Below are 25756 nucleotides of genomic sequence, written 5' to 3' on the forward strand. Positions count from 1 at the left end.
CTTTGGTCCGGCGAGCTGTGGCCGGGAGCCCACATGTTCCCGTCTCCTTGGACGAGTCCCTTCGGAGTGGGGCTAATCCTCCCGAGGGAGGAGGTTACGGGCTCTCACCTGGGCCTACAGTAAAGCGGTGCGCATAGACCGGACCAGGCTCCACGACACGGTGCTCGCCGGGGTGGTGGCCGCGGCGTCGGTGACGCTGTTCGCGTTCTACACGCCCGGGCGGCTGCAGGGCGAGGGGCTGCCGGTCGAGGGCCTGCGCGACCCCGACCCGTTCGGCGCGGTGCTCGTGGTGCTGGCGTGCGTCCCCGTGGCGCTGCGCAGGCGCTGGCCGCTGGCGGCGTTGTGCGCGGGGCTGGTGCCGGAGACGCTGCTGACCGTGCTGGGCTACAGCGGTGGCCTGTCCGGGATCTCCGGCCTGGTGCTGCTGTACTCGGTGGCTTCCTACCGCGGGCTGGCGGTGGCGCTGGGCGGGCTGCTGATCGCGCTGACGGCGTACATCCTCGGCGCGAGCGCCGGCCCGGTGCGCGTCGGGGCGTGGAGCGAGCACGTCGTGGTCGCCATCGTGCTGGTGGCGGTGTGGGGCGTGGGGCGAAGCCTGCGATTGCGCAGGGCGTACCTGGAGGAGCTGAAGGACCGGGCGTCCAGGCTGGAGCGGGCGCACGCGGCCGACACGCGGGCGGCGCGGGCCGAGGAGCGGTCGAGGATCGCCCGTGAGCTGCACGACGTGGTCGCGCACCACGTCAGCGTGATGACCGTGCAGGCGTCGGCGGCGCGCAGGGTGCTGGCCTCCGATCCGGACCTGGCGCGCGAGGCGCTGTCGGCGATCGAGCACACCGGGCGGCTGGCGATGACCGAGATGCGCAACATCGTCGGCGTGCTGCGTACCGACGCCAGGGCCGAGCTGGGCCCGCAGCCCGGCATTCAGGACCTGCCGTCGCTGGTCGACCAGATGCGGGAGGCGGGGCTGTCCACGCGGCTCCGGGTGGAGGGCGATCCGCGGCCGCTGCCGGCGGGCGTCGATCTGGCCGCCTACCGGCTGGTCCAGGAGGGGCTGACGAACAGCCTGCGGCACGCCGGCTCGGGGGCGAAGGCCGTGGTGACGGTCCACCACGAGCCGCGTGAGCTGGACGTACGGGTCGAGGACGACGGGCGCGGGACGGCCGGGATGTCCGCGCGGGCAGGGCACGGCCTGGTGGGCATTCGCGAACGGGTCGCACTCTATGGTGGAATCCTGAGCATCGGTCCGTTGCCGGGGGGCGGTTTCGAGGTGCGGGCGAGGTTCCCGCTGAAGGACGGCCAATGACGATCAGAGTGCTGCTGGTGGACGACCAGCCGCTGCTTCGTACGGGATTTCGCCTGATTCTGGAGGCCGAGTCCGACATCACGGTGGTGGGCCAGGCCGGTGACGGCAAGGGCGCGCAGGAGCAGACGCGGGCGTTGCTGCCCGACGTGGTGCTGATGGACATCCGGATGCCCGGGGTGGACGGCATCGAGGCGACCCGCAGGATCGTGCGGGAGGCGGCGCCGACGGCGCACGTGCCGAAGGTGCTGGTGCTGACGACGTTCGACCTGGACGAGTACATCGTGGAGGCGCTGCGCTCGGGCGCCTCCGGGTTCCTGCTGAAGGACGTGCCGCCCGACGAGCTGGTGCAGGCGATCCGGGTGGTCGCGGCCGGTGACGCGATCGTGGCGCCGAGCGTGACGCGGCGGCTGCTCGACAGGTTCGCCAAGCGGCTGCCCTCGGCGTACGAGCAGACCACTCCCGCGCGGCTCGACCGGCTGACCGAGCGGGAGCTGGAGGTGCTGCGGCTGATCGCCAAGGGCATGTCCAACGCGGAGATCGCGGCCAAGCTCGTGGTGAGCGAGACGACGGTCAAGACGCACGTCGGCAACGTGCTGACCAAGCTGGGGCTGCGCGACCGCGTGCAGGCCGTGGTGCTGGCCTACGAGACCGGGCTGATCACTCCCGGCGCCTTATCCTGAGGTCGCCGCCTGCGCGGCCTCGGGGGCGGCGGCCACGTTCTCCGGGAAGTGGCAGGCGACGCTGTGACCGCTGGCCAGCTGCTCCAGCGGCGGCTCGACCTTCTTGCAGATGTCCTGCGCCTTCCAGCAGCGGGTGTGGAAGCGGCAGGCGGGCGGCGGGTTGAGCGGGCTGGGCACGTCGCCGGTCAGCCGGATGCGCTCGCGTTCCTTGCGGGCCTTCGGGTCGGGCACGGGCACGGCCGACAGCAGCGCGTTCGTGTACGGGTGCATCGGCGCGCTGTACAACGCCTTGCGGTCGGCGATCTCGACGATCTTGCCGAGGTACATGACGGCGACCCGGTCGCTGATGTGCCGCACCACCGACAGGTCGTGGGCGATGACGACGTAGGTCAGGTTCAGCTCGTTCTGCAGGTCTTCGAGCAGGTTGACGACCTGGGCCTGGATGGACACGTCGAGCGCGGAGACCGGCTCGTCGGCGATGATCAGCTTGGGCTTGAGCGCCAGCGTGCGGGCGATGCCGATGCGCTGCCGCTGCCCGCCGGAGAACTCGTGCGGGTAGCGGTTGTAGTGCTCGGGGTTGAGCCCGACCAGCTCCAGGATGTCCTGGACGGCCTTCTTGACGCCGTGCTCGGTCTGGACGCCCTGGATCCGGAAGGGGGCGCCGACGATGGTGCCGACGGTGTGCCGGGGGTTGAGCGACGAGTAGGGGTCCTGGAAGATCATCTGCATGTCGCGGCGGAGCGGCCTGAGCTTGCCCTGCGCCATGTGGGTGATGTCCCGGCCCTCGAAGACGACCTTGCCGCCGGTGGGTTCGAGCAGGCGGGTGACCAGCCGGCCGGTGGTGGACTTGCCGCAGCCGGACTCCCCCACCAGGCCGAGCGTCTCGCCCTTGAACACGTCGAAGCTGATCCCGTCGACCGCCTTGACGGCGCCGACCTGCCGCTTGAGCATGCCCTTGGTGATCGGGAAGTGCTTCTCCAGGTTCTGGACGGAAAGAAGCGGCTCGTTACCGTTCATCGGCTCGCTCGGCTCGGTCGGCTCACTGTGCTCGCTCACTGCGTCTCCAGCACTGGCTTGATCTCGGTCTCCCACAGCTCCCGCCGCTGCGTCCTGGGCAGGTGACAGCGCACCAGATGGCCGCCCTCGGTCTCCAGCAGCGCGGGGACCTCGGTCTTGGCCTTGCCCTCGGTCTTGTCGGCGTAGGGGCAGCGGGGGTGGAAGGCGCAGCCCGGCGGCACGTTGATCAGGGACGGCGGAGAGCCCTTGATCGGCATCAGCCGCTCGGTGCGCTCCCGGTCGAGGCGGGGCATCGATCCCAGTAGACCCCATGTGTAGGGGTGCTCGGGACGGTAGAAGATGTCGTCGGCGGTGCCGTACTCGATGCACTTGCCGCCGTACATGACCAGGATGTCGTTGGACAGCTCGGCCACCACGCCCAGGTCGTGGGTGATGATGATCAGCGCGGAGTTGAACTCACGCTGCAGGTCGACCATGAGGTCGAGGATCTGGGCCTGCACGGTCACGTCGAGCGCGGTGGTCGGCTCGTCGGCGATGAGCAGCTCGGGGTCGCACGACAGCGCCATGGCGATCATCGCGCGCTGGCGCATGCCGCCGGAGAACTCGTGCGGGTAGGAGTCGACGCGGCTCTTCGGCTCGGGGATGCCGACCCGGCCGAGCATGTCGATGGCGTGCTTCTTCGCCACGGCCTTGGAGACCTTGTGGTGGATGCGGTACGCCTCGATGATCTGGTCGCCGACCGAGTAGAAGGGGTGCATCGAGGAGAGCGGGTCCTGGAAGATCATCGACATCTTCTTGCCGCGCAGCCCGCGCACGTGCTCCTGGGAGGCGCCCACGAGCTCCTCGCCGTCGAGCCAGATCTCGCCGGAGACGTTGGCGCCCTTGCCCTTGTGCAGGCCGAGGATGCCGAGGCTGGTGACCGACTTGCCGGAGCCGGACTCGCCCACGATGCCGAGGGTCGCGCCCCGCTCGAGGCTGAAGGTCAGCCCGTCGACGGACTTGACCACGCCGTCGTCGGTCGGGAAATGGATCTTGAGGTCCTTGACCTCGAGAAAGGAGCTCATGACAGCCTCACCCTCGGGTCCACGACCGCGTAGAGCAGGTCGACGATCAGGTTGGCCAGGATGATGAAGGCCGCCGCGACCAGGGTGACGCCCATCACCTGGGGAAGGTCGTTGTTGCTGATGGCGTCGACGGCGTACTTGCCGATGCCGGGCAGCGAGAACGTGCTCTCCGTCAGTACGGCGCCGCCGAGCAGCAACCCGAGGTCCAGGCCGAACATGGTGAGCACCGGCGTCAGCGTGGCCCGCAGACCGTGCTTGAACACCACCGTCCGCTCCGGCAGGCCCTTGGCCCTGGCCGTGCGGATGTAGTCCTCTGACATGGTCTCCAGCATGCCCGCCCTGGTGAGCCGGGCATAGCCGGCCGCGTACAGGAAGGCCAGCGTCACCCACGGCAGCATGAGGTTGTTGGCCCAGGTCAGCGGATCTTCGCTGATCGGCACCCAGTCGGCGACGTCGCCGACGAGCCCGAGCTGGTCGCGGAAGATGGCCAGCGAGACGATGCCGGTGAAGAAGATGGGCAGCGACACGCCGGCCAGCGCGATGCCCATCGAGACGCGGTCGAAGAAGCTGCCGCGCCGCAGCGCGGACACCACGCCGGTGGCCACGCCGAAGATGACCCACACGACGGCCGCGCCGAGCGCCAGTGACAGCGTGATCGGCAGCCGATTGAGCAGGTCGGGCAGCACCGGGTTCTGGGTGACGTAGGAGTAGCCGAAGCAGGGCGCCGGGCAGAGCTCGATGCCGGGCCCGTAGTTGCGCTCGACCCCGACGAAGATGCCCTTCACGAACCGCCCGTACTGGACGACGATCGGGTCGTTGAAGCCCAGCCGGATGGCCGTGTCGTGGATGACCTGGGCGTTCGCCGCTTTACCGACGTATCGGGAGGCGAGGTCGTCAGCAGACATCCCAGCGAGCCGCGGCACGAGGAAGAAGATGGCGAACGTCGCGATGCTCACCACGAAGAGCAGCATGACGGCGGCTATCAACCGTCTGAGAATGTATGTGAACACTGATCTCGGCCATGGCGGCCGGGCCTTGTGAGCCCGGCCGCCGAAGCCTTCACCTGCTTTCGACGAACGTTCCGGCGGGTTTGCCTGGAGCGGGGTACTACTGGGTGCTCAGCGTGAGGAACTCGTACATGCCCCAGTTCTGGCTGACGAAGACGTTCTTCAGCGTCGGCGGCCGGTAGAACAGGCCGTGCGCCCAGACGTAGGGCAGGATGAAGCCGGACTCCATGACCTGCTTGTCGACCTCCGCCCAGATCGCGTTGCGCTTCGCGGCGTCGGTCTCGGCCGCCGCCTGGTCGATGAACGCGTCGATCTTCGGGTCCTTGACGCTGAGGTTGGTGTTGCCCGCCGGGCGGATGACCCGGCTGTCGACGATCTGCTGGAAGAAGCCGAAGCCCTCGGGGTAGTCGGCGCCCCAGCCGTAGACCATGATCCCGAGGTTGTTCTTCTTGGCGAAGTCGGGCTTGCCGGCGTACAGCTTGAAGTAGTCGCCCTGCGGGTAGCCCTTGATCTCCAGCTTGATGCCGACCTTGCTGAGCGACTGCTGCAGCGCCTCTGCGGTCTGCTTCTCAGCGGCGCGCTCGTTGCGGAAGGAGATCGTGGTGCTGAAGCCGTTGGGCTGGCCGCAGGCGGCGAGCTCTTCCTTGGCCTTCTCGACGTTGCCGGCCGGGTTGGCCTCGACGCCGTACGGGTCGATCTTCTGGTAGCCGGTCATCTTGGCCGGCATGAGGCTGAGCGCGATGTCGCCGCCGGCGTCGGGGCCGCCGTAGGCGCCCTGGATCGCCGAGCGGTCGGCCGCGTACAGCACCGCCTTGCGGCAGTGGATGTTGTCGAACGGCGGCACGTCACCGTTGATGTTGGCGAACCAGGTGCGGTCGATCGGGGCCGAGTCGGCGTACTGCTTGACCTTCTCGTCGGTCAGGACCGTCTTGCGGGCGTTCGCCGCGACACCGGTGCTGTTGACCTTGACGTCGATCTTGCCGGACAGCAGCCGCTGGTCGAGGTCGTCCTCGTTCTGACCGAGCAGCACCTCGACGGAGTCGTTGAGCTGCTTGCGGTTGGGGTCGCTGGCCGCGCTCCAGTTCGGGTTCTTCACGAGCTCGATGCGCTTGGTGAGCTCGTGCGCCTTGAACATGTAGGGGCCGGTCGCGACCGGGTGCTCCTTGTACTTCGAGCCGGTGTCCTTCGCCTCGGGCACGGGGGCCGTCTGCGGGAGCATGGCGAAGTAGTCGAAACCGCCGTAGGCCTTCTTCAGGTGGAAGACGATCGTGCGGTCGTCAGGCGTGTCGATGGCCTTGAAGTCGTCGAGCTTGCCCTTCATCTTGTAAGGGCCGGTGTAGTCGCCGACGTCGAGCCAGTCGTTGAAGTAGGTCGGGCCGCTGGGCAGGATGTCCTTGTCCAGCGAACGGGCCACGGCGTACTTGACGTCCTTCGACGTCACCGGGCTGCCGTCCTCGTACTTCACGCCCTCACGCAGCTTGTACGTCCACGTCTTGCCGCCGTCGCTGGGCGTGCCCAGACCCTCGGCCAGGTCGCCGACGAGCTGCAGACCCTCCTCACCCGGCACGGGCTTGAACATGGTGAGCGCACGCGTGTAAAGGCGGGCGAAGTTCCAGGCGTAGCCGTAGTACATGTCGCCCGGGTCGACCGAGTCGAAGTCGCCCGGCATGCCCATGTGGAGGGTGCCACCGGTCTTGTCCGACGGGTTGATGACCTCCGTCACACCGGCGTTGTACTTGCTGGCGGGCTTGTCGTCGCCGCCGGTGCCACTGGTGCTCTGGGCACCGCCGCCACCGCCGCACCCGGACACGACCACGGCCAGAGCGGCGGTCACCGCGACAGCCGATGCCTTAGATCTTATCTTCATCGACCTGACACACCCCTTGTATCTAGGAGTTGAGAACTTGCGGAAAACTCACGAGGCTTAGCGGGCCTTGGGATCGAAGGCGTCCCTGAGGCCGTCACCGAGCAGGTTGAACGCCAGCACGGTGACGAAGATCGCGAGGCCGGGGAAGATCATGAAGTTGGGCGCCACGTCGTAGTTGTGGACCGCCTCCGCCAGCATGCCTCCCCACGTGGGGGTCGGCGGCCGCACGCCCACGCCGAGGAAGGACAGTGCGGCCTCGAACAGGATGTTCGACGGGATCAGCAGCGTCGAGTAGACCAGGATCGGCGCCAGCAGGTTGGGCAGGATCTCCTTGAACAGGATCGTGTGGTTGCGCGCGCCCAGGCTCCTGGAGGCGTCGACGAACTCACGTTCGCGGAGAGACAGGGTCTGCCCCCGGATGATGCGTCCGATGTAGGGCCAGTTGAAGAAGCCGATGATGAACACGAGCAGGCTGATCCTGAGCGTGTCACCCGAGAGGCCGAACGCCTTGTCGGGGATGACCCCCGCCAGCGCCAGCGCGAACACCAGCAGCGGGAACGCCAGGAAGATGTCCATGAGCCTGCTGATGATCGTGTCGACCCAGCCGCCGAAGAAGCCGGCGATCATCCCGAGCACGGTGCCGAGCACCACGCACACCAGAGTCGCGAAGAACGCGATCAGCAGCGAGATGCGGGCGCCGTACAGGATGCGGCTGAACAGGTCGCGGCCCGTGGTGGGCTCGACCCCGAACAGGAAGTCCCAGCTGATCCCGCCGAACGTGCCGAGCGGAGCCTGGATGGCGGGGTCGATCTTCTCTCTGTGCCACTCGGCCGGCGGGTGGCCGAACCACGACACCAGCAGCGGCGCGAAGATCGCGATCAGGATGAGCAGGACGATGACGATGCCGCCGATCATCGCCACCCGGTCGCGCTTCAGGCGCATCCAGGCGATCTGCCCGAGGGAGCGCCCTCGGATGACTGAAGGCTCCGCCCCCTCAAGAACGGTCTCCGGTCCGGCCTCGATGGCCGAGCCCGGAACATCGAGCGGTGCGGTCATGCCAGTTGCCCCCTGGATTCCAGACGACGTCGTCCGTGTCAGCGCGGTCCCGGTCAGGGTAGTGCGCCCATGCGTGGCTGGCCCGCGTGTCGCGGCCCCAGGAGGCAGAATCTATGGCCTGAGCTGGTATGACTAGTCCCTCAGTGCCCGATGTGGCTTAACTGTGATTGACGCGAAACTCATTCGTATCGATCTTGAGGAGAATGTCTACGGCCCGTCCCGGTTGCGTCTCGGAACTGTGACAGAGCACGGTCGTGTGCCGGATTCAGCTGATGCCACGGCGCTTCAGCAGTGCCTCGATGTCGGCGAAGTCGTCATCACCCTTGCGCTCCTTCTGGGCCGCGACGGCCGGCTGAGGCTTCGCGGCGACCGGCGGCTTGTTCGCGGAGGGCTGAACTCCGGCGGGCCCCGCAGGCTCCTCGGCGGCCTTCTTCCTGCCGCGAAGCTTCCTGCCGCCCGACAACTTCCTGCCGCGGATGACCCCCGACACGACGAACAGCACGGCCGACAACCCCGCCACCGCGATGCCCGCCCACACGGCCGGATTGAGCACCAGGCCGGTCACGAACCCGACGACGGTCGCGCCGATGGTCCACAGCGCGCTGAGCGCGCCGGTCAGGTAGGCCGCCAGCGGTAGCAGGGCCCAGGCGCCCACTCTCATGCCCGCCGCCACGCCTCTGCGCCTGAAAGCCAGGAAACTCAGCACCATCCCGGCCCCGGTCACCCCGATGCACAGCGGCAACCACGCGATATCTCCGTACATCACGCCGCCCCTCGTATCGACTTTCTCTCCATCCTGGCACGCGAAACGGCTTCCGCCCCTCCTCCGGGAGGACCACTTGCCCCTTAGGGGTCGTGATCACGCGAACCCGGAGGGGGCGCCAGGTCACGCGCTGGGGCCAAGCGAGCGCTCGGTGGGCGTACCGGGTCAGGGGGCGCTGCGGGCGTGCCCGGGGTCAGGCGGGGATGAGGGCGCGGAGGTCGGCGACGCCGACCTCCGTGAGGGAGGAGACGACCAGGCGGCCGGGCGCGGGGTCGATGGGCAGCAAGCTGGGGACGGCCACGACGGCGCATCCGGCGGCGGTCGCGGCCGCGACGCCGTTGGGCGAGTCCTCCAGCACCACGCAGCGCACCGGCTCGACGCCCAGCAGCCCCGCCGCCGTCAGGTACGGCTCCGGGTCCGGCTTGGTACGCGTGACGTCGTCGGCGGTGACGACGACGTCGAACCGGTCCCTGCCGACGCTCTTGAGCACCGCGTCGGCGATGTCCCTGAGCGAGGAGGTGACCAATCCGACCGGCACGCCCTCGGCCCGCAGGGCGTCGAGCAGCTCGGAGGCGCCCGGCATGACCCGCACGCCCTCCGACAGGCGCGCCACCATGCCGCCGGTCATCCAGGACTCGATCGCCTCGGGGCTCTCGTCGGAGCCGGACACGGCGAGCATGTAGCCGACCGTGCGCTCCATGGAGCCGCCGACGAGGTGCGCCTGGTGCTCGGCCGTCCATTCGGCGCCGAGCCTGGCCATCACCCCGGTCTCGATCTCCAGCCAGACCCGCTCGCTGTCGACCAGCAACCCGTCCATGTCGAAGAAGACCGCTTCCAACCCTGCCCCCGTATCGGTAGGTACGGAGCGGGGCCCCTTACGGCCCTGCCCCGGCGTCGATGGACACGGAGGCGGGCCCGCCCGGGCCCTGCCCCCATTTCGGTGGGTACGGGGCGAGGCCCTTGCGGCCTGGCCCCGGCGTCGATGAGCACGAAGGCGAGGCCGTCCGAGCCCAGTCCCCGTGCCGGGTGAGCCGGTGAGCGCCGGGCGAGACCGAGGCACCGGCCAGAACCGCCCGGCGAGACCGTGGCACCAGCCGACATCGCCCGGCACCCCCGGTCAGACGTTGAAGTATTTGGCCTCTGGGTGGTGGGCGACCAGCGCGGACGTGGCCTGCTCGGGGTGGAGCTGGAACTCCTCCGACAGCGTCACCCCGATCCGCTCCGGGTCGAGCAGCTCGAAGAGCTGCTTCTGGTCCTCGAGGTTGGGGCAGGCCGGGTAGCCGAAGGAGTAGCGGCAGCCCTGGATGTTGACCTTGAGCATGTCGTCGAGCGACTCCTCGCCGCCGATCCCCCACTCCGCGCGCATCCTGGCGTGCCAGTATTCGGCCAGCGCCTCGGTGAGCTGCACCGACAGGCCGTGCAGCTCGAGGTAGTCGCGGTAGGCGTCCTTGGCGAACAGCTCGGCCGTGGCCTCGGAGATCTTCGAGCCCATGGTGGCCACCTGGAAGCCGATCACGTCGACCTCGCCGGAGTCCTTCGAGCGGAAGAAGTCGGACAGGCACAGGTGCCGGTCGCGGCGCTGGCGCGGGAAGGTGAAGCGGGTGCGCTCCTTGCCGTCGTCGTCGAGGACGATGAGACTGTCGCCGTCGGAGACGCACGGGAAGTGGCCGTAGACGACGGCCGCCTCCAGCAGGCCCTCGGTCTGCATCCGCTCCAGCCACATGCGCAGCCGCGGCCGGCCCTCGGTCTCGACCAGCTCGTCGTAGCCGGGCCCGTCGCCGCCCCTGGTGGGCTTGAGCCCCCACTGGCCGAGGAACAGGGCGCGCTCGTCGAGGAAGGCGGAGTATTCGGCCAGCGAGATGCCCTTGACGACGCGGTCGCCGGAGAAGGGCGTCTTCGGCACCGGGTTGTCGGCGGCCACGTCGGAGCGGGCGGGCAGCTCCTCGACCGGCGTGCGGGTCAGCACGGCGCCGGTCTTGACGCGCCGCTCGCGCAGCGGCGGCAGCGTCGCCCCGGCCACGCCGCGCTTGACGGCCATGAACGAGTCCATCAGCCGCAGCCCCTCGAACGCGTCACGGGCGTAGCGCACCTCGCCCGAGAACAGCTCGGCCAGGTCCTGCTCGACGTAGGCGCGGGTCAGGGCGGCGCCGCCGAGCAGCACCGGATAGCGCTCCGACAGGCCCCTGGAGTTCATCTCCTCCAGGTTTTCCTTCATGATGACCGTCGACTTCACCAGCAGCCCCGACATGCCGATGACGTCGGCCTTCTGCTCGTCGGCCGCCTCGAGGATGGCCGAGACCGGCTGCTTGATGCCGAGGTTGACGACCTGGTAGCCGTTGTTGGACAGGATGATGTCGACGAGGTTCTTCCCGATGTCGTGCACGTCGCCCTTGACGGTGGCCAGCACGATGCGGCCCTTCGTCTCGCCCTCGACGCGGTCCATGTGGGGCTCGAGGTAGGCCACGGCGGTCTTCATCACCTCGGCCGACTGCAGCACGAACGGCAGCTGCATCTGCCCCGACCCGAACAGCTCGCCCACCGTCTTCATGCCGTCGAGCAGCACGTTGTTGATGATCTCCAGGGCGGGCCGCTGGTCGAGCCCGGCGGCGAGGTCGGCCTCCAGGCCCTTCTTCTCGCCGTCGATGATCCGCCGCTTGAGCCGCTCCCACAGCGGCAGCGCGGCCAGCTCCTCGGCCCGGCCGGCGCGCACGGCGGCGGCGTCGACGCCCTGGAACAGGTCCATGAACTTCTGCAGCGGGTCGTAGCCCTCACGGCGGCGGTCGTAGACCATGTCGAGCGCGACCTGGCGCTGCTCGTCGGGGATGCGGGCCATCGGCACGATCTTGGAGGCGTGCACGATGGCGGAGTCGAGCCCGGCGTTGACGCACTCGTTGAGGAAGACCGAGTTGAGCACCATGCGGGCGGCCGGGTTGAGGCCGAAGCTGATGTTGGACAGGCCCAGCGTGGTCTGCACGCTCGGGTAGCGGCGCTTGAGCTCGCGGATGGCCTCGATGGTCTCCAGGCCGTCGCGCCTGGTCTCCTCCTGGCCGGTGGCGATGGGGAAGGTGAGGCAGTCGACGATGATGTCCTCGACCCGCATGCCCCAGTTGCCGGTCAGGTCCTCGATGAGGCGGGAGGCGACGCGCACCTTCCAGTCGGCGGTGCGGGCCTGGCCCTCCTCGTCGATGGTCAGCGCGACGACGGCCGAGCCGTGCTCGCGGACGAGCCGCATGATCTTCTGGAAGCGGGAGTCGGGGCCGTCGCCGTCCTCGTAGTTGACGGAGTTGACGGCGGCGCGTCCGCCGAGCATCTCGAGGCCGGCCTGCAGCACCGCGGGCTCGGTCGAGTCGAGCATGATCGGCAGCGTGGAGGCGGTGGCGAAGCGGAAGGCCAGCTCCTTCATGTCGGCCACGCCGTCACGGCCCACGTAGTCGATGCACAGGTCGAGCAGGTGGGCGCCGCCGCGGGCCTGGTCGCGGGCCATCTCGACGCAGTCGTCCCAGCGGCCTTCCAGCATGGCCTCGCGGAAGGCCTTGGAGCCGTTGGTGTTGCAGCGCTCGCCGATGGCCAGGTAGGAGGTGTCCTGCCGGAACGGGATCGTCTGGTAGAGCGAGGACACGCCGGGCTCGGGGTGCGGGCGGCGTTGCGTGACCGGCTTGCCGGTCACCGGCTCGTCCTCGCCCTGGGGGGCGCCCCCGGCCAGCGCTCCGACGCGCTCGACGACCTGGCGCAGGTGCTCGGGGGTGGTGCCGCAGCAGCCGCCGACCAGGGACAGGCCGTAGTCGCGGGTGAAGGTGCCGTGGGCGTCGGCCAGCTCCTCCGCCGAGAGCGGGTAGTAGGCGCCGTCGGAGGTCAGCACCGGCAGGCCCGCGTTGGGCATGCAGGACAGCTTGAGCCGGGAGTGGCGGGCGAGGTAGCGCAGGTGCTCGCTCATCTCGGCCGGGCCGGTCGCGCAGTTGAGGCCGACGATGTCGACGCCGAGCGGCTCAATCGCGGTCAGCGCCGCGCCGATCTCGGAGCCGAGCAGCATCGCGCCGTTGGTCTCGATGGTCACCTGAGCGATGATCGGCACGTCGCGGCCGGAGTCGGCGATGGCCCGCCTGGCGCCGACGACGGCGGCCTTGACCTGGAGCAGGTCCTGGGCGGTCTCGATGATCAGCGCGTCGGCGCCGCCCGCGATCAGGCCGGCCGCGTTGTCGCGGTAGGCGTCGCGCAGCGTCGCGTAGGGCATGTGGCCGAGCGTGGGCAGCTTGGTGCCGGGGCCCATGGAGCCGAGCACGAAACGCGGCTGGCCGGGCGTGGACCAGTGGTCGGCGGACTCGCGGGCGATCCTGGCGCCGGCCTCGGAGTATTCGAAGACCCTGTCGGAGATGTCGTATTCGCCGAGAGCCGCGAGGTTGGCGCCGAAGGTGTTGGTCTCGACGCAGTCGACGCCGACGGCGAAGTACGCGTCGTGGACGCCGCGCACGATGTCGGGCCGGGTGACGTTGAGCACCTCGTTGCAGCCCTCGTGCCCGTGGAAGTCGTCGAGCGTGGGGTCCTGGGCCTGGAGCATCGTGCCCATCGCTCCGTCGGCCACGATGACGCGCTGGGACAACACTTCTCGGAAGGACGGGGAGATGCGCATGCCGTAAAGCTTATCGGCTGCGTCTCCGGCGCTGTCCGGCCGAGTCTCCGGTGCCGTCCGGCCGGGCCTCCCCCATCGCCGACCAGGACTGGGAGGCCGGCCGGGGCTCCCCTGTGGGCGACGATGAGGCTATTGTGCCGACTGTTCATTGAACTCCGCGTCCAATTGGGGTCTCCATGACCTACCGAACGACCTACCGCACCGTTCTCGTCGGCACCGACGGCTCCGCCTCCTCCTTCCGCGCCGTCTCCACGGCGGCGTCCCTGGCCGCGGCGACCGGCGCCACCCTCGTCCTGGCCTGCGCGTACCTGCCCATGCGGGAGAACGAGCGCGCGGCGGCCGCCGACCGGCTCGGCGACCTCGCGTACAAGGTGGGCGGCTCGACCCCCGCCGACGACGCCCTGCGCGCGGCCCGCGAGCACGCCGTGGCGGCCGGCGCCCGCGACGTCGTCCTGGCCTCCGAGCAGGGCGACCCGGTGGACGTGCTCGTCTCGCTGGCGGCGGGGCACCGCGCCGACCTGCTCGTGGTGGGCAACCGCGGGCTCAACAGCCTGGCCGGGCGGCTGCTCGGCTCCGTGCCCTCGGCCGTCTCGCACCGGGCCGGCTGCGACGTGCTGATCGTCCACACCACGGACGGCGGCCGCTGACCGCCCCGCCCGGCCTCGACGGCCCCTTGCCCGGCGGGCGTGGGATGGGCGGTGCGTCCGCAGGTGGGGGGCGTGGCCGCGGATCGGGCGGCGCGCCCCGTATGCCCCGCACACGCGCGTACGCGTGGGCGTGCGCGGGTTGGTACGCACCCGTCCCGCGCCGGCGGCATGCCGTCACCGGCGGGAAAGCCACGGTACGCCGCGGCGCGGCCGTTCGGAGGGAGATCGGTGACGCTGACGCCTCCTTACCGCATAGGCTAAGCGGGATGGTTGAGAGAGGAGGCGACACGTGATCGAGCTTGAAGGGCTCCCCGAGCTCGTTGACCCGGTGCTCATAGCCGCGTTCGAGGGGTGGAACGACGCGGGCGAGGCTTCCAGCGGTGTGATCGCCCATCTCGAGTCCGCCTGGAAGGCAGACCCGCTGGTCGCACTCGACCCCGACGACTATTACGACTTCCAGGTGACCCGCCCCGTGGTGGAGATGAACGACGGGCTGGCCAACTCGATCGTGTGGCCGACGACGCGCCTGCTGCGCGCCCGCCCGCCGGGCGTCGAGCGCGATGTCGTGCTGCTGCGCGGCATCGAGCCCAACATGCGCTGGCGCTCGTTCTGCGCCGACATCATCGAGGTCTGCCGCGAGCTGGGAGTCGAGCTGGCCGTGATGCTGGGCGCGCTGCTCAACGACTCGCCGCACACCCGGCCGGTGCCCATCCTCGGCGGTGCGACGGACGCGACGCTGGCCCGTTCGACCAATCTGGAGCTGAGCCGCTACGAGGGCCCGACGGGGATCGTGGGGGTGCTGCAGCATGAGTTCGGCCAGGCCGGGCTCGACGCCATCTCACTGTGGGCGTCGGTGCCCCACTACGTCGCCCAGCCGCCCAACCCGAAGGCGACCCTGGCGCTGCTGCGGCGCCTGGAGGACGTGCTGGAGATCCCGATGCCGCTGGGCGACCTCGACGAGGAGGCCCGCGCATGGGAGCGCGGCGTGGACGAGCTGGCCTCCCAGGACACCGAAGTGGCCGAGTACGTCAAGGAGCTCGAGGAGCGCAAGGACGCCGCCGAGCTGCCCGAGGCCAGCGGAGACGCGATCGCGGCCGAGTTCGAGCGTTACCTGCGGCACAGGGACAGCGACACTGACAGCTGAATCTCAGGGATAACAACTGAGATTTTTTCCCTGTTTCGGGTAATAATCGGTGACCGTACAAGATTCCATTAAGCTGGGCGCCAGATCCCCGCTTCACACGTCATCGAGAATTCCCCCTCGGCTTCGCGGCCGTGTTGCCTGCTTCACCTACCGCGCACGTTAGGCACGCCATGGCGACTTCCCATGTGGACCCGCATCAGAGAAGTCAGGACACCAGGCGGCGCATCCTCGAGATGGCCGTCTCGATCAGGGAGGACCGCACCGGCGGCTCCGTGGATCATTTCCTCGCGCTGCTCCAGGACCGGCTCCCGCTCTGGCTGAGCATTCTGCACGATCTTTCCCATCGTATCGGGAAGGGCGACGTAGCTGACAATCTTCTGCCCATTGCCCGAGCGGGCATTAATTACTACATGGAGGTACAAGGCGCGGCACTGCCCGCCTTCACCTCGCCGAACGTGACCGTCCGCTTCCGCAAGGCCGTCCGCGACACCGGGCTCGGACCGCGTACGGAGACCGGGCCTCTGGCCGAATACCTGGCGGCCGAGCAGCGGCTGGGGCGGGTGCGGCCCGGCGTGGACCCGGAGGCGAGCGCGCGGCTGCTGATCGCGGGCTGCTTCCACCGGGCCTACATCGAGATGTTCGTCGGCCCCGACGAGGGGCCCACGATCGAGGACAGCGCTCTGGAGATCGTCAGGGAGCTCCGGCTCGAACCGGTCCCCGCTTAGGGGAAGAGGCTAGAGCACGCGGGCCTGCCGAAGGGGCGGGGCCGTCTCTCCCGTGACCCGGCGGGCGCGCAGCGCCTCCTCGTAGCGGTGCCAGATCAGCGCCGCCACGTCCTGGTCCGCGCCCAGCGGGGCGGTGACCAGGTCCGCGCCGGACGCCACCAGCCGGTCGTGGAAGAAGCCGGGCGCGAGCACGTACGAGGCGATCGCGATCCGGGCGGCCGGGGTCGAGCCGAGCCGTTCCATGGCCTCGGGCAGCGACGGGCTGCCGGCCGAGGCGAAGGCGGCGGTGACGGGCCTGGCCAGGCGTACGGCGAGCCGGTGGGCGGCGGCGCGGACGTCGGCGAGCGCGGCGGGGTCGGAGGAACCGGCCGCGCCGAGCACGACCGCGTCCGTGGAGCGCAGCCCCGCCCGCGCCAGCTTGCGGGCCAGCGCCGTGGTCAGCAGCCGGTGCGGACCCAGCCAGCCCGCCACGACGGCGTCGGGGCGGCATTCGGCGATCACGTTCGGCAGGTCGATGTGGACGTGGTAGCCGCCGGCCAGCAGCAGCGGGACCACCACGACGGGGCCGCGGACGGCGGGCAGCACCTCGGACAGGAGCGGCGAGCTGATCTCGAGGTAGCTCAGCTCGACGCGCCGCCCTGGATGGGCTCTTCTGACCGTTTCCGCCAGGGCCGCCAGGGTCTCCTCCCCCGCGGCGCTGCGGGTGCCGTGCGCGGCCAGGACGAGTGCGGGCGTCACAGGCCTGCCTCGTACAGGCAGGCGAGCCGGTAGCCGCGCTTGACCACCGTCTCCACGATCCCGCTCGGCCCGAGCGCGCGGCGCAGGCGCGTGATCGCCATCTCCACGGCGTGCTCGGCGGAGTCGCGGGCGATGCTGCCCGGCAGCACGGTACGCAGGTCGGCGCGCGAGACCACGTGGCCGGGCTTGTCGGCCAGGCGCTTGAGCACCGCCATCGGGGCCGGCGGCAGCGGCCGCAGCTCCCCGTCCACCACCACCGCGTGACCGCGGATCTCCAGCCGGTGGTCGCCGGCCACGAGCTTGGTGACGCCGTGCTCGGGCAGGTGCCTGGCCAGGGCGCGGGCCAGCGCGCCGAGCCGCGAGCGGTCCGGCTGCAGCGTCGGCACGCCGCGCGAGGTCAGCGGGTCGGCCGTGACGTGCCCCACGCAGGCGGCCACCACGGGTCCGCCGAACGCCGCAAGCAGCGCGTCCTCCAGCCCCTCCGCCCGTGCGGCGTTCAGCATGGCGTGCACGGCGGGCGCGCTGGTGAAGGCCACCGCGTCCACGGAGCCGGAGATCGTCTGACTGATCAGGCGGCGCAGCGGCGAGACGTCGCGGTACGGGAGCCACCGGTAGACCGGGATCTCGATCACCTCGGCCCCCGCCTCCCGCAGGTCGGCCACGAACTCGCTGAGCGGCTCACCGTGCTGCTGCACCGCGATGCGCCGGCCGCGCAGATCCTGCTCCAGGAGGTACTCCTTGACCTCCTGGCAGGACTCGGTCGCGGGGGTCCAGTGGTCGTTCAGCCCCGCGGCCCGCACCGCTCCCCTGGCCTTGGGCCCGCGGGTCAGCAGCCGCGCCCTGGACAGGTGCTCGCCCAGGTCGGCCGACAGCCCCCAGCCCTCGGCGGCGGCCATCCAGCCGCGGAAGCCCACGCCGGTGGTGACCACCACGTCGTCCACGGGCCCGGCCAGGCTGAGCCGGGTCGCGGCCAGCAGGTCGGCGTCCTCGGCCAGCGGCACCAGCCGGATCGCCGGAGCGCTGACCACGCGTGCGCCGCGCCGCTCCAGCAGCGCCCCGAACTCCTCCCGCCGCCGCGTCGCGGTCACGCCGATCGTGAAGCCCGACAGGGCGTCGGGCGCGGTCTCCGGGGACGAGACGTTCTCCGCGGGGAGCGCAGTCATGCGCACTCCCCCGCCGGCACGCTGACACCGGGTCCGATCGTCGGCTCGCTTCGCTCGCTCACGGGCACCTCCAGGTCCTCGTCACGGCCTGGCCGGGCCCCGAGCACCCGGCCAGGCATCACAGGCGCGTGTGACGCAAGTGAGATCACCCTCCGATACTCCTTTCGGGTGGTTTCACCTCTGGGTCTCTTCTGTTACCGCTGTGCTACAAGGCAGAGCCTTCGCGGTTGGCGAGGCGCGGTCGAGGGAAACGTTCAGCGTGACGACGCCGCCTATCGGGGAGTTCGGGTGACGGTCCGGCACATTCGCTTGTTCGACGATCCGGTGCTCCGCTCGACGGCGGCGCCGGTCCAGGACTTCGATCGCGAGCTCAGGCTCCTGGTGAAGTCCCTGACCGCCACGATGCGGGCGGGAGCGGGACGGGCGGGGCTGGCGGCTCCGCAGCTCGGGGTGCCGTTGCGGGTGGTGGTCTACTCCTACGACGGCAAATCGGGCCATCTGGTCAATCCGCGGCTGGAGCTGTCGGAGCGCCGGGTTACCGCCGACGAGGCCTGCCTGTCGGCCCCCGGCCTGTGGTGGCCACTGGAACGTTCCTACATGGTCACAGCGCGTGGCCGGGACATGTTCGGCAAACCCGTGACCGTGCGGGCGCTCGGCACGCTGGCCAGGGTCCTGCAGCACGAGGCCGACCATCTCGACGGCGTGCTGTTCAGCGATCATCTGGAGGCGGGCGAGCGCGAGCGCTTCCTCGCCGAGGCCGCGCTCACGACCTGAGCGGCTCACAGGCTCATAGGCTCACCGGCTCAGGAGCGCAGGCCCGCCGTCTGCGGGGTCATCAGCTCCCGGCGTTGCTCGGGGTCGGTGCCACCCCAGACGCCGTACGCCTGCCGGGTGTCGAGCGCGTACGCCAGGCACGGCTCGCGTACGGGACAATTCGCGCACACTTGTTTGGCCTGCTCGACCTGTGAGTGGCTCGGCCCCTCCAGAGAGATGGGGAAGAACAATTCCGGGTCCAGGTCGAGGCAGGAGGCCCTGCGTGTCCAGTCGAGCATCATCATGACTTTTTCGCCTACCCAGGCCTCCGGCGGTCATACCTCCGTGAGCAGCCGATCCCAGTCCGCGAGGAACCTGCCGAGCCCGTACCGGGCCAGAGCGGCGGCCCTGGCGGCCTTTCCGGCCTGACTCGCCCGCTCGGGGTCGGCCACGAAATCGTGCAGCGCGCCGGCCAGCACGTCCACCCGGGTGGACAGGACGCCGGCCTCCGGCGGGACGGCCTCGACGGCCTCGGTGGCCGCCAGCGCGACGACCGGCAGGCCCAGGGTCATGGCCTCGATGAGGGCCAGCCCGAGCGAGGTCCACCGGTACGGGTGCAGGTAGACGCGCCGCCTGGCCAGCTCGGCGTGCATGACGTGCTGGGGCAGGTCCTCGTGGGTGGCGTACGGAAGCTCCGCCACCTTCATCCCGAACACGTCGAGCGGCACCCGCTCGGCGAAGCGCGGCAGCAGGTCGGTGCCCGCGACCCTGGTGCGGCGCACCGGCTCGTTCACCACGACGCCCGCCCTGGGCAGCTCGCCCGTGTAGAGGTGGCCGGGATCCGGGATGCCGTGCTCGATGACGCGGGTGCGCGCGCCCCCGTTGTCCCAGTACAGCTCGTTGAAGTGGGTGACGTGCACCAAGGTGATGTCGCGCTGCCCGGCCAGCGGGTGCCTGGTGCGCGGCACGTCGCCGGCGGGGGTGTTGTGCTCGACGTACACGCCGGGCAGGTCGCGGCCGAGCCACTCGCGGGCCAGGTCCGGCTCGTGCGGGCGCTGGTAGACGACCAGGTCGAGCGGCTCGTGGCGGAGGCGGTCCCAGGGCACCTCGCGGGCGCTGTGCGGCCAGTCGAAGGTGTGCGCGCGTCCCCGGCCGTCGGGACCACGGCCGGGGACGAGCGGCAGCACGTACTCGTGGTCACCCCGGATGAACGAACTGGTCCATGAGCCGTGTACGTGCCAGATCAGGATCCTCACCAGCGGCTCCAGCCCATCGCGCGGGCCCAGGGCGCGGACACGGCCCCCACGGGCGCCTCGGCGTCGCTCAGCACGCGGTCCACGACGTCGGTCAGGTCGTCCGCGACCTCGGCGGCCTGCTGGATCTCCTCCTGCAGCGTGACCAGGGTCGGGACCAGGATGCCCCTGGCGCCGGCGGCCCTGGCCGCCTCCATGTCCCTGCCGATGTCGCCCACGACCACGCAGTCGCGGGGGCTGACGTCGAGCACGGCGGCGGCCCTGATCACGAGGCCCGGCGCGGGTTTGCGGCAGGTGCAGCCGTCGGCGTCGTCGTGCACGCAGATCGCCCACGCGTCGAACGGGCCGAGCAGCTCCTCCACCTTGGCGTTGACCTGGTCCATCTCGTCCGGCGAGAGCAGGCCCTTGGCCACGCCGGACTGGTTCGTGACCACGGCCACCGGCACGTCGGCCCGGCGCAGCCGCCCGAGCGCCTCGACCGCGCCCGGCATGGGCTCGACACGGGCCGGGTCACCGTTGTACGGCACGTCCCTGATCAGGGTCCCGTCCCGGTCGAAGAGCACGGCACCGGGACGTCGCTTTTCGAACACCTTTCACCTCCGTCGCGTGACCGGCAGCTACCCGGGGACTCCCTCCACAAACAACTACTTAGAGCGACTGATCCTCGACGATTTCCCCTATTTCCGCAGTTGAGGGCGGTGCTCAATGTTTGAGAGCCGCTTCTCTCGGTAGCGGTTCTCGACATCTCGCAAGGGAGGACCGATGAGATTTCTCGGCATCAACGCGATCTTCCATGACCCGGCCGCGGCACTCGTGGTCGACGGGAGGATCGTGGCCGCGGCTGAGGAGGAACGCTTCAGCCGCCGCAAGCACGGCAAGCGGCCGCTCGCGTTCTCGGCGTGGGAACTTCCCGAGCAGGCCGCCGCGTGGTGCCTGCGCGAGGCCGGGCTCTCTCCCGAGGACATCGACGCGGTGGCCTACTCCTACGACCCGTCCCTGGTGGTCCAGCGGCCGGAGGGCGACTGGGAGGACCTGCGCACCAGGTACGCCGTGCGCGCCCCCGCCTTCCTCGCCACCGCCCTGCCCGGCCTGGACCCCGGCCAGGTCCGCTACGTGCCGCACCACGTGGCGCACGCCGCCTCGGCCGCGCTGGCCTCGCCCTGGCGGGACTGCGCGGTGCTGGTGTGCGACGGTCGCGGCGAGAACGTCTCCCACCTGGCCGGCCGCTACCGGGACGGCGAGCTGGAGGTGCTGGCCGCGCAGGAGCTGCCGCACTCGCTCGGCCTCATGTACGAGGACGTCACGGAACATCTCGGCTTCCTGCGCTCCAGCGACGAGTACAAGGTCATGGCGCTGGCCTCCTACGGCCGGCCGCGGCACCTGGAGGCGCTGCGCGAGGTGATCTACCCGACCGGGGACGGCGGCTTCCACGTCGATCCCGTCGACTGGAACGTCTACGCCAAGGCGCTGCCCAGGGACGCCGCCTGGACCTCCGACCACGCCGACCTGGCCGCCAGCGTGCAGGCCAGGCTGGAGGAGGTGCTGCTCGAACTGGCGGGCTGGCTGCACGAGCGGACAGGAGAGCGGCGGCTCGCGCTGGCCGGCGGGGTGGCGCTCAACTGCGTGGCCAACACCAGGCTGCTGGCCGAGGGCCCGTTCGACGAGGTGTGGATCCAGCCGGCCGCGGGCGACTCGGGGACGGCGCTGGGCGGCGCGCTGCATCTCGCGCAGACCTGGGGCGACCGGCCCGCGCCCATGCCGGACGCGGCGCTCGGGCGCGGCTTCACCGACGAGGAGCTGGGCGCCTGGCTGGACGTGGCCCGCGTGCCGCACACCCGCCCGGCCGACCTGGCCGCCGCCGTGGCGACCGAGCTGGCCGCCGACCGGATCGTGGCCTGGTTCCAGGGACGTTCCGAGTACGGGCCGCGGGCGCTGGGGCGCCGGTCGCTGCTGGCGCATCCGGGGCACGCGCGCAACACCGAGCGGCTGAACGACGTCAAGGGCCGCGAGCAGTTCCGGCCCATCGCGCCGATGGTGCTGGAGTCGCGGGCCGCCGAGATCTTCGCACGGGGGCCGGTGCCCTCGCCGTACATGCTGTTCGTGCACGACGTGCGCCCGGGGTGGGCGGAGCGGATCCCGGCGGTGGTGCACGTGGACGGGACCGCGCGCGTCCAGACCGTCTCGCCGGCCGCGGATCCGCTGATGGCGCGGGTGCTGAGCGAGTTCGAGGCGCGTACGGGGCTGCCGGTGGTGGTCAACACGAGCCTGAACACGGCGGGGCGGCCCATGGTGGACGATCCGCGTGACGCGCTCGAATGCTTCGGCTCCTCGCCGGTGGAGGTGCTCGCGCTGGGGCCGTACCTGGTGCGGCGCGGGGAGGTGTTCGCCTCGTGATCACCGTGGTGATCCCCACGATCGGGCGGGACACGCTGCGCGCGACGCTGGCGGCCCTCGGGCCGGGCGTGCCGGTGATCGTCGTGGACGATCGCAAAGCCGGAGCTCCTGGAGGGGAGGACGTGCTCGGAACGGGTACAACTCGCGATGGCGGCACTCACCCGAAGGAGCACGGTGTGAGGCACGCTGCCGTCCCCTCTCTTGTTCTTGCCGCCGTCCCTGGCGCCGTGGCGTCCGCGGTCCCGGAGCCGGCCGCGGCGTCTTTGACCTTGAGCGATCCGGGGGTCGATGTGGGGCCCGGCGATCACGTGCGGGTGGTCCGATCGGGGGGCCGGGGGCCCGCGGCGGCGCGCAACGCCGGGTGGCGGGCCGCGCGGACGCCCTGGGTGGTGTTCCTGGACGACGACGTCGTGCCCGCGCCGGGGTGGGCGGAGGCGGTCTTGAGCGACCTGGCGGACCTGCCCGGCGACGTGGCGGGCAGCCAGGGGCGCATCGTGGTGCCGCGACCGGCCGGCCGGCGGCCCACCGACGGCGAGCGGCACACGGCCGGGCTCGAAGGGGCCGAGTGGGTGACCGCCGACATGGCCTACCGGCGGGCGGTGCTGGACGCGCTCGGCGGGTTCGACGAACGCTTTCCCCGGGCGTACCGGGAGGATGCCGACTTCGCGCTGCGCGTGTCGCGGGCCGGGCACCGGCTCGTGAAGGGCACGCGGGTGACGACGCATCCGGTGCGGGACGACGGGTTCTGGGCGAGCGTGCGCTTCCAGCGGGGCAACGCGGACGACGCGCTCATGCGCCGCCTGCACGGCCCCGGGTGGCGCGCGGCCGTCGGCGGCGGGCGCGGGCGGCTGCGCCTGCACACCGCGACGACGGCCGCGGGGCTGGCGGCCCTGGTGCTGACCGCCGCCGCCGTCCTCGCCCGCACCGCCGGCCCTCCTGCCAAGGGGCCCGCCGGACGCCTCGCTTGGTGGCCAGGCGCGCGCCCTCATGGACGGTCCTACGGACGACCCTACGGACGGCCCTACGGACGGCTCGGTGGGCGGCATGGCGCACGACTCGGGCGGCGCGCTGGACGGCTGGGCGGGCGGTTCGGCGCGGGGGTCTCTCAGGGCGGGTGGCGGGTGCTGCCTGTCGTGGCGGGTGCGGCCTGGGCCGCGCTGACGGCCGAGTTCGCGTGGCGGCGGGTCGTGCCGGGGCCGCGTACGCCGCGTGAGGTGCTGCGGATGGTGGTCACCAGCGTGGTGATCCCGCCGGTCGCCTGCGCGCACCGGCTGCGGGGGGAATGGAGGGCGCGGCGATGAGCGCTCACATGCCACGGCCGGCGGCGCGCGGGACGGAGCGCCGGGGCCGGGTGCTGGTGGCGCGGCTGGACGACGCGGGTGACGTGCTGCTGGCCGGCCCCGCCGTCAGGGCCGTGCGGACCCGGGCCGCCGAGGTGGTCTTCCTGGCCGGCCCGAACGGCTCCGCCGCCGCGAGGCTGCTGCCCGGCGTGGACCGCGTGATCGAGTGGCAGGCCCCGTGGATCACCCACACCCCGCCCCCCGTCTCCCCGGACGAGGTCGCCGACCTGGTCGGCCGGCTGCGCGGCATCGACGAGGCGCTGATCCTCACCTCCTTCCACCAGTCGGCCCTCCCCCTCGCCCTGCTGCTCAGGCTGGCGGGCGTGCCCAGGATCGCCGCCATCAGCAACGACTACCCGGGATCACTCCTCGACGTCCGTCACGTCGTGGACGAGAGCATCGACGTGCCCGAGGCCGAGCGGATGCTGGCGGTCGCGCGGACCGCCGGGTTCGCGTTGCCGGCGGGCGATGACGGCAAACTCGCTGTTCAGCGGCCATTGCCGGATATAGGCCCGGATCTGGGGCAACTTCTAGGCGCCGGCAGCGACGCCGGTGAAGGCGCGTACGTCGTGGTTCATCCAGGGACTTCGGCCCCTGCCCGCACCTGGCCGGCCGAGAGGCATCGCCAGGCCGTGCAGGGGCTGGTCGAAGACGGGAATCGGGTCGTCGTGACCGGAACGGAACGTGAACTCACCGCCTACGTGGCCGGCGACGTCGCGGCGGACCTCGGCGGTGTGACCGCATTCGCAGAACTGGCTGCCGTGATCGAGCGTGCCAGCGTGCTCGTGGCCGGCAACACCGGTCCCGCGCACCTGGCGGCGGCGGTCGGAACCCCGGTCGTGAGCCTGTTCGCCCCGGTCGTCCCGGCGGCCCGATGGGCCCCGTACGGCGTGCCGGTGGTGTTGCTCGGTGACCAGCAGGCGCCCTGCCGGGAAAGCAGGGCGCGCGTCTGCCCGGTGCCCGGGCACCCGTGTCTGTCGCAAGTGACAAGTGAGCAGGTGGTCAAGGCAGTGAGGGAGCTGACTCAGTGAAGATCGATCTCATCTCCGAGCACGCGGACCCGTTGGCCAGGGTCGGCGGCGTCGACTCCGGCGGCCAGAACGTCTACGTGGCCGCGCTGGCCATGGCGCTGGCCGAACGCGGGCACACGATCGTCGTCCACACCCGGCGCTCCTCCGCGTCGCAACCGGAGTCGGTGGCCCTGGCGCCGGGCGTCACGGTCGAGTACGTCACGGCCGGCCCCGCGGCGCCCGTGCCGAAGGACGATCTGCCCCCGTACATGCCGGAGTTCACCGAACGGCTGGCCGATCGGTGGGCCGCGAGCCCGCCTGACGTCGTGCACGCGCACTTCTGGATGAGCGGGCAGGCGGCGCTGCAGGCGGCCGACGGGGTGCCGGTGGTGCAGACGTTCCACGCGCTCGGCACGGTCAAGCGGCGCTGGCAGGGCGACGCGGACACCAGCCCCGCGCACCGGATCGACACCGAGCGCGAGGTCGGCAAGCGGGCCGACGCCGTGCTCGCGACCTGCAGCGACGAGGTGAGCGAGCTGTGCGCGATGGGGATCCCCGAGCGGCGGATCTCGGTCGTGCCGTGCGGGGTGGACCTGTCGGCGTTCTGCCCGGAGGGCCCGGTGATGCCGCGGCCCGGCGGGCAGACGGTGCTGAGCATCGGCCGGATGGTGCCGCGCAAGGGCGTGGACACCGTGATCAGGGCGATCCGCCAGCTCCCCGACGCCGAGCTGGTGATCGCCGGCGGCAGCCAGAACGACGAGGAGACCGACCGGCTGCGCGAGCTGGCCGCCGCGTACGGGATGGGCCACCGCGTCCACGTGATCGGCAGCGTGCCGCGCCGGCATGTGCCCGCGCTGATGCGCTCGGCCGACGTCGTGGTGACGGTGCCGTGGTACGAGCCGTTCGGGATGGTGCCGGTCGAGGCGATGGCGTGCGGGGTGCCGGTCGTGGCCTCGGCCGTCGGCGGGCACCTGGACACGGTCGCGGGCGCCGGGCTGCTGGTGCCGCCGCGCCGCCCGCGGGCGCTGGCCAGGGCGTTGAAGGAGGTGCTCGGCGACCCGGAGCGGGCCGCGGAGCTGGGGGCCGCGGGGGCCAGGCGAGCTCGCGACAGGTACGGCTGGCCGCGCGTCGCGGAACGCACCGAAGCCGTGTACACGCAGGTCATCGACGGCAAGGTCTGCCAATTGGCGGCGCTAGGGGGCTGA

23 protein-coding genes are annotated in these 25756 nt (G+C 71.0%); 10 read left to right on the forward strand and 13 right to left on the reverse strand.

Features of this window, described 5'->3' with window-relative positions; translation table 11 throughout:
- Nucleotides 1-127: 127 nt before the first annotated feature.
- A complete protein-coding gene (locus tag ABEA43_RS21485) occupies nt 128-1303 on the forward strand; it encodes a sensor histidine kinase (RefSeq protein WP_345564227.1) in 1176 nt (391 codons plus the stop codon).
- Complete coding sequence (locus ABEA43_RS21490) at nt 1300-1983, forward strand: response regulator (protein WP_345564228.1); 684 nt, start codon at nt 1300-1302, stop codon at nt 1981-1983. The genes ABEA43_RS21485 and ABEA43_RS21490 overlap by 4 nt, the downstream gene beginning before the upstream one ends.
- Here ABEA43_RS21490 and ABEA43_RS21495 read toward each other — a convergent pair.
- From ABEA43_RS21495 to metH, 8 genes are all read right to left on the reverse strand, one after another.
- A complete protein-coding gene (locus tag ABEA43_RS21495) occupies nt 1975-3000 on the reverse strand; it encodes an ABC transporter ATP-binding protein (RefSeq protein ID WP_345564349.1) in 1026 nt (341 codons plus the stop codon). The two genes, ABEA43_RS21490 and ABEA43_RS21495, sit on opposite strands and share 9 nt — an antisense overlap.
- A 35-nt stretch (nt 3001-3035) precedes the next feature.
- The gene (locus ABEA43_RS21500) at nt 3036-4064 is read right to left on the reverse strand and encodes an ABC transporter ATP-binding protein (RefSeq protein ID WP_345564229.1); all 1029 of its coding nucleotides are present in this window, start codon (nt 4062-4064) and stop codon (nt 3036-3038) included.
- Nucleotides 4061-5074 (reverse strand): ABC transporter permease, encoded by a 1014-nt coding sequence (locus ABEA43_RS21505; protein ID WP_345564231.1) that lies wholly within the window; start codon nt 5072-5074, stop codon nt 4061-4063. Before ABEA43_RS21505 ends, ABEA43_RS21500 begins: the two co-directional genes overlap by 4 nt.
- 97 nt (nt 5075-5171) lie before the next feature.
- The gene (locus tag ABEA43_RS21510; protein WP_345564233.1) at nt 5172-6905 is read right to left on the reverse strand and encodes an ABC transporter substrate-binding protein; all 1734 of its coding nucleotides are present in this window, start codon (nt 6903-6905) and stop codon (nt 5172-5174) included.
- Between the two features lie 90 nt (nt 6906-6995).
- Nucleotides 6996-7994: an ABC transporter permease gene (locus ABEA43_RS21515; RefSeq protein WP_345564234.1), complete on the reverse strand. Its 999-nt coding sequence runs from the start codon at nt 7992-7994 to the stop codon at nt 6996-6998.
- 265 nt (nt 7995-8259) lie between these two features.
- Complete coding sequence (locus ABEA43_RS21520; RefSeq protein ID WP_345564350.1) at nt 8260-8757, reverse strand: cellulose synthase; 498 nt, start codon at nt 8755-8757, stop codon at nt 8260-8262.
- A gap of 193 nt (nt 8758-8950) precedes the next feature.
- Nucleotides 8951-9595, reverse strand: coding sequence for an HAD family hydrolase (locus ABEA43_RS21525; RefSeq protein WP_345564235.1), 645 nt, complete (start codon nt 9593-9595; stop codon nt 8951-8953).
- 279 nt (nt 9596-9874) lie between these two features.
- A complete protein-coding gene (metH, locus tag ABEA43_RS21530; protein ID WP_345564236.1) occupies nt 9875-13384 on the reverse strand; it encodes a methionine synthase in 3510 nt (1169 codons plus the stop codon).
- A gap of 176 nt (nt 13385-13560) precedes the next feature.
- On the opposite strand from metH, the gene ABEA43_RS21535 reads away from it, so the two are divergent.
- From ABEA43_RS21535 to ABEA43_RS21545, 3 genes are all read left to right on the forward strand, one after another.
- A complete protein-coding gene (locus ABEA43_RS21535; RefSeq protein WP_345564237.1) occupies nt 13561-14031 on the forward strand; it encodes a universal stress protein in 471 nt (156 codons plus the stop codon).
- A gap of 289 nt (nt 14032-14320) precedes the next feature.
- Complete coding sequence (locus ABEA43_RS21540; RefSeq protein WP_345564239.1) at nt 14321-15175, forward strand: PAC2 family protein; 855 nt, start codon at nt 14321-14323, stop codon at nt 15173-15175.
- A 233-nt stretch (nt 15176-15408) separates the two neighbouring features.
- Entirely contained in the window at nt 15409-15900 is a 492-nt protein-coding gene (locus tag ABEA43_RS21545) for a hypothetical protein (protein ID WP_345564241.1), read from the forward strand.
- Nucleotides 15901-15909: 9 nt separating this feature from the next.
- On the opposite strand, the gene ABEA43_RS21550 is transcribed toward ABEA43_RS21545, so the two are convergent.
- Together ABEA43_RS21550 and ABEA43_RS21555 are read right to left on the reverse strand one after the other, a co-directional pair.
- Nucleotides 15910-16638 (reverse strand): sirohydrochlorin chelatase, encoded by a 729-nt coding sequence (locus tag ABEA43_RS21550; RefSeq protein WP_345564243.1) that lies wholly within the window; start codon nt 16636-16638, stop codon nt 15910-15912.
- Nucleotides 16635-17801: a uroporphyrinogen-III synthase gene (locus ABEA43_RS21555; RefSeq protein WP_345564244.1), complete on the reverse strand. Its 1167-nt coding sequence runs from the start codon at nt 17799-17801 to the stop codon at nt 16635-16637. The genes ABEA43_RS21550 and ABEA43_RS21555 overlap by 4 nt, the downstream gene beginning before the upstream one ends.
- Before the next feature lie 288 nt (nt 17802-18089).
- On the opposite strand from ABEA43_RS21555, the gene ABEA43_RS21560 reads away from it, so the two are divergent.
- Nucleotides 18090-18575, forward strand: coding sequence for a peptide deformylase (locus ABEA43_RS21560; protein ID WP_345564245.1), 486 nt, complete (start codon nt 18090-18092; stop codon nt 18573-18575).
- A gap of 29 nt (nt 18576-18604) precedes the next feature.
- On the opposite strand, the gene ABEA43_RS21565 is transcribed toward ABEA43_RS21560, so the two are convergent.
- From ABEA43_RS21565 to ABEA43_RS21575, 3 genes are read right to left on the reverse strand one after another with little or no spacing between them, the layout of a single operon-like run.
- Nucleotides 18605-18859 carry a WhiB family transcriptional regulator gene (locus tag ABEA43_RS21565; protein ID WP_345564246.1) on the reverse strand — a complete coding sequence of 85 codons (255 nt, stop codon included), beginning with the start codon at nt 18857-18859 and terminating at the stop codon, nt 18605-18607.
- A gap of 30 nt (nt 18860-18889) precedes the next feature.
- The gene (locus ABEA43_RS21570) at nt 18890-19810 is read right to left on the reverse strand and encodes a glycosyltransferase (RefSeq protein ID WP_345564248.1); all 921 of its coding nucleotides are present in this window, start codon (nt 19808-19810) and stop codon (nt 18890-18892) included.
- On the reverse strand, nt 19807-20397 hold the full coding sequence (locus ABEA43_RS21575) for a D-glycero-alpha-D-manno-heptose-1,7-bisphosphate 7-phosphatase (protein ID WP_345564249.1): 591 nt from the start codon (nt 20395-20397) through the stop codon (nt 19807-19809). Before ABEA43_RS21575 ends, ABEA43_RS21570 begins: the two co-directional genes overlap by 4 nt.
- Nucleotides 20398-20569: 172 nt before the next feature.
- Between ABEA43_RS21575 and ABEA43_RS21580 the strand changes: the two genes are divergently transcribed.
- From ABEA43_RS21580 to ABEA43_RS21595, 4 genes are read left to right on the forward strand one after another with little or no spacing between them, the layout of a single operon-like run.
- Complete coding sequence (locus ABEA43_RS21580) at nt 20570-22201, forward strand: carbamoyltransferase family protein (protein ID WP_345564251.1); 1632 nt, start codon at nt 20570-20572, stop codon at nt 22199-22201.
- A complete protein-coding gene (locus ABEA43_RS21585; protein ID WP_345564252.1) occupies nt 22198-23502 on the forward strand; it encodes a glycosyltransferase family 2 protein in 1305 nt (434 codons plus the stop codon). The genes ABEA43_RS21580 and ABEA43_RS21585 overlap by 4 nt, the downstream gene beginning before the upstream one ends.
- Entirely contained in the window at nt 23499-24572 is a 1074-nt protein-coding gene (locus ABEA43_RS21590; RefSeq protein ID WP_345564253.1) for a glycosyltransferase family 9 protein, read from the forward strand. Before ABEA43_RS21585 ends, ABEA43_RS21590 begins: the two co-directional genes overlap by 4 nt.
- Nucleotides 24569-25756: a glycosyltransferase gene (locus ABEA43_RS21595; protein WP_345564255.1), complete on the forward strand. Its 1188-nt coding sequence runs from the start codon at nt 24569-24571 to the stop codon at nt 25754-25756. Before ABEA43_RS21590 ends, ABEA43_RS21595 begins: the two co-directional genes overlap by 4 nt.

It is taken from the genome of Nonomuraea rosea (assembly GCF_039539705.1).
Classification (GTDB): domain Bacteria; phylum Actinomycetota; class Actinomycetes; order Streptosporangiales; family Streptosporangiaceae; genus Nonomuraea; species Nonomuraea rosea.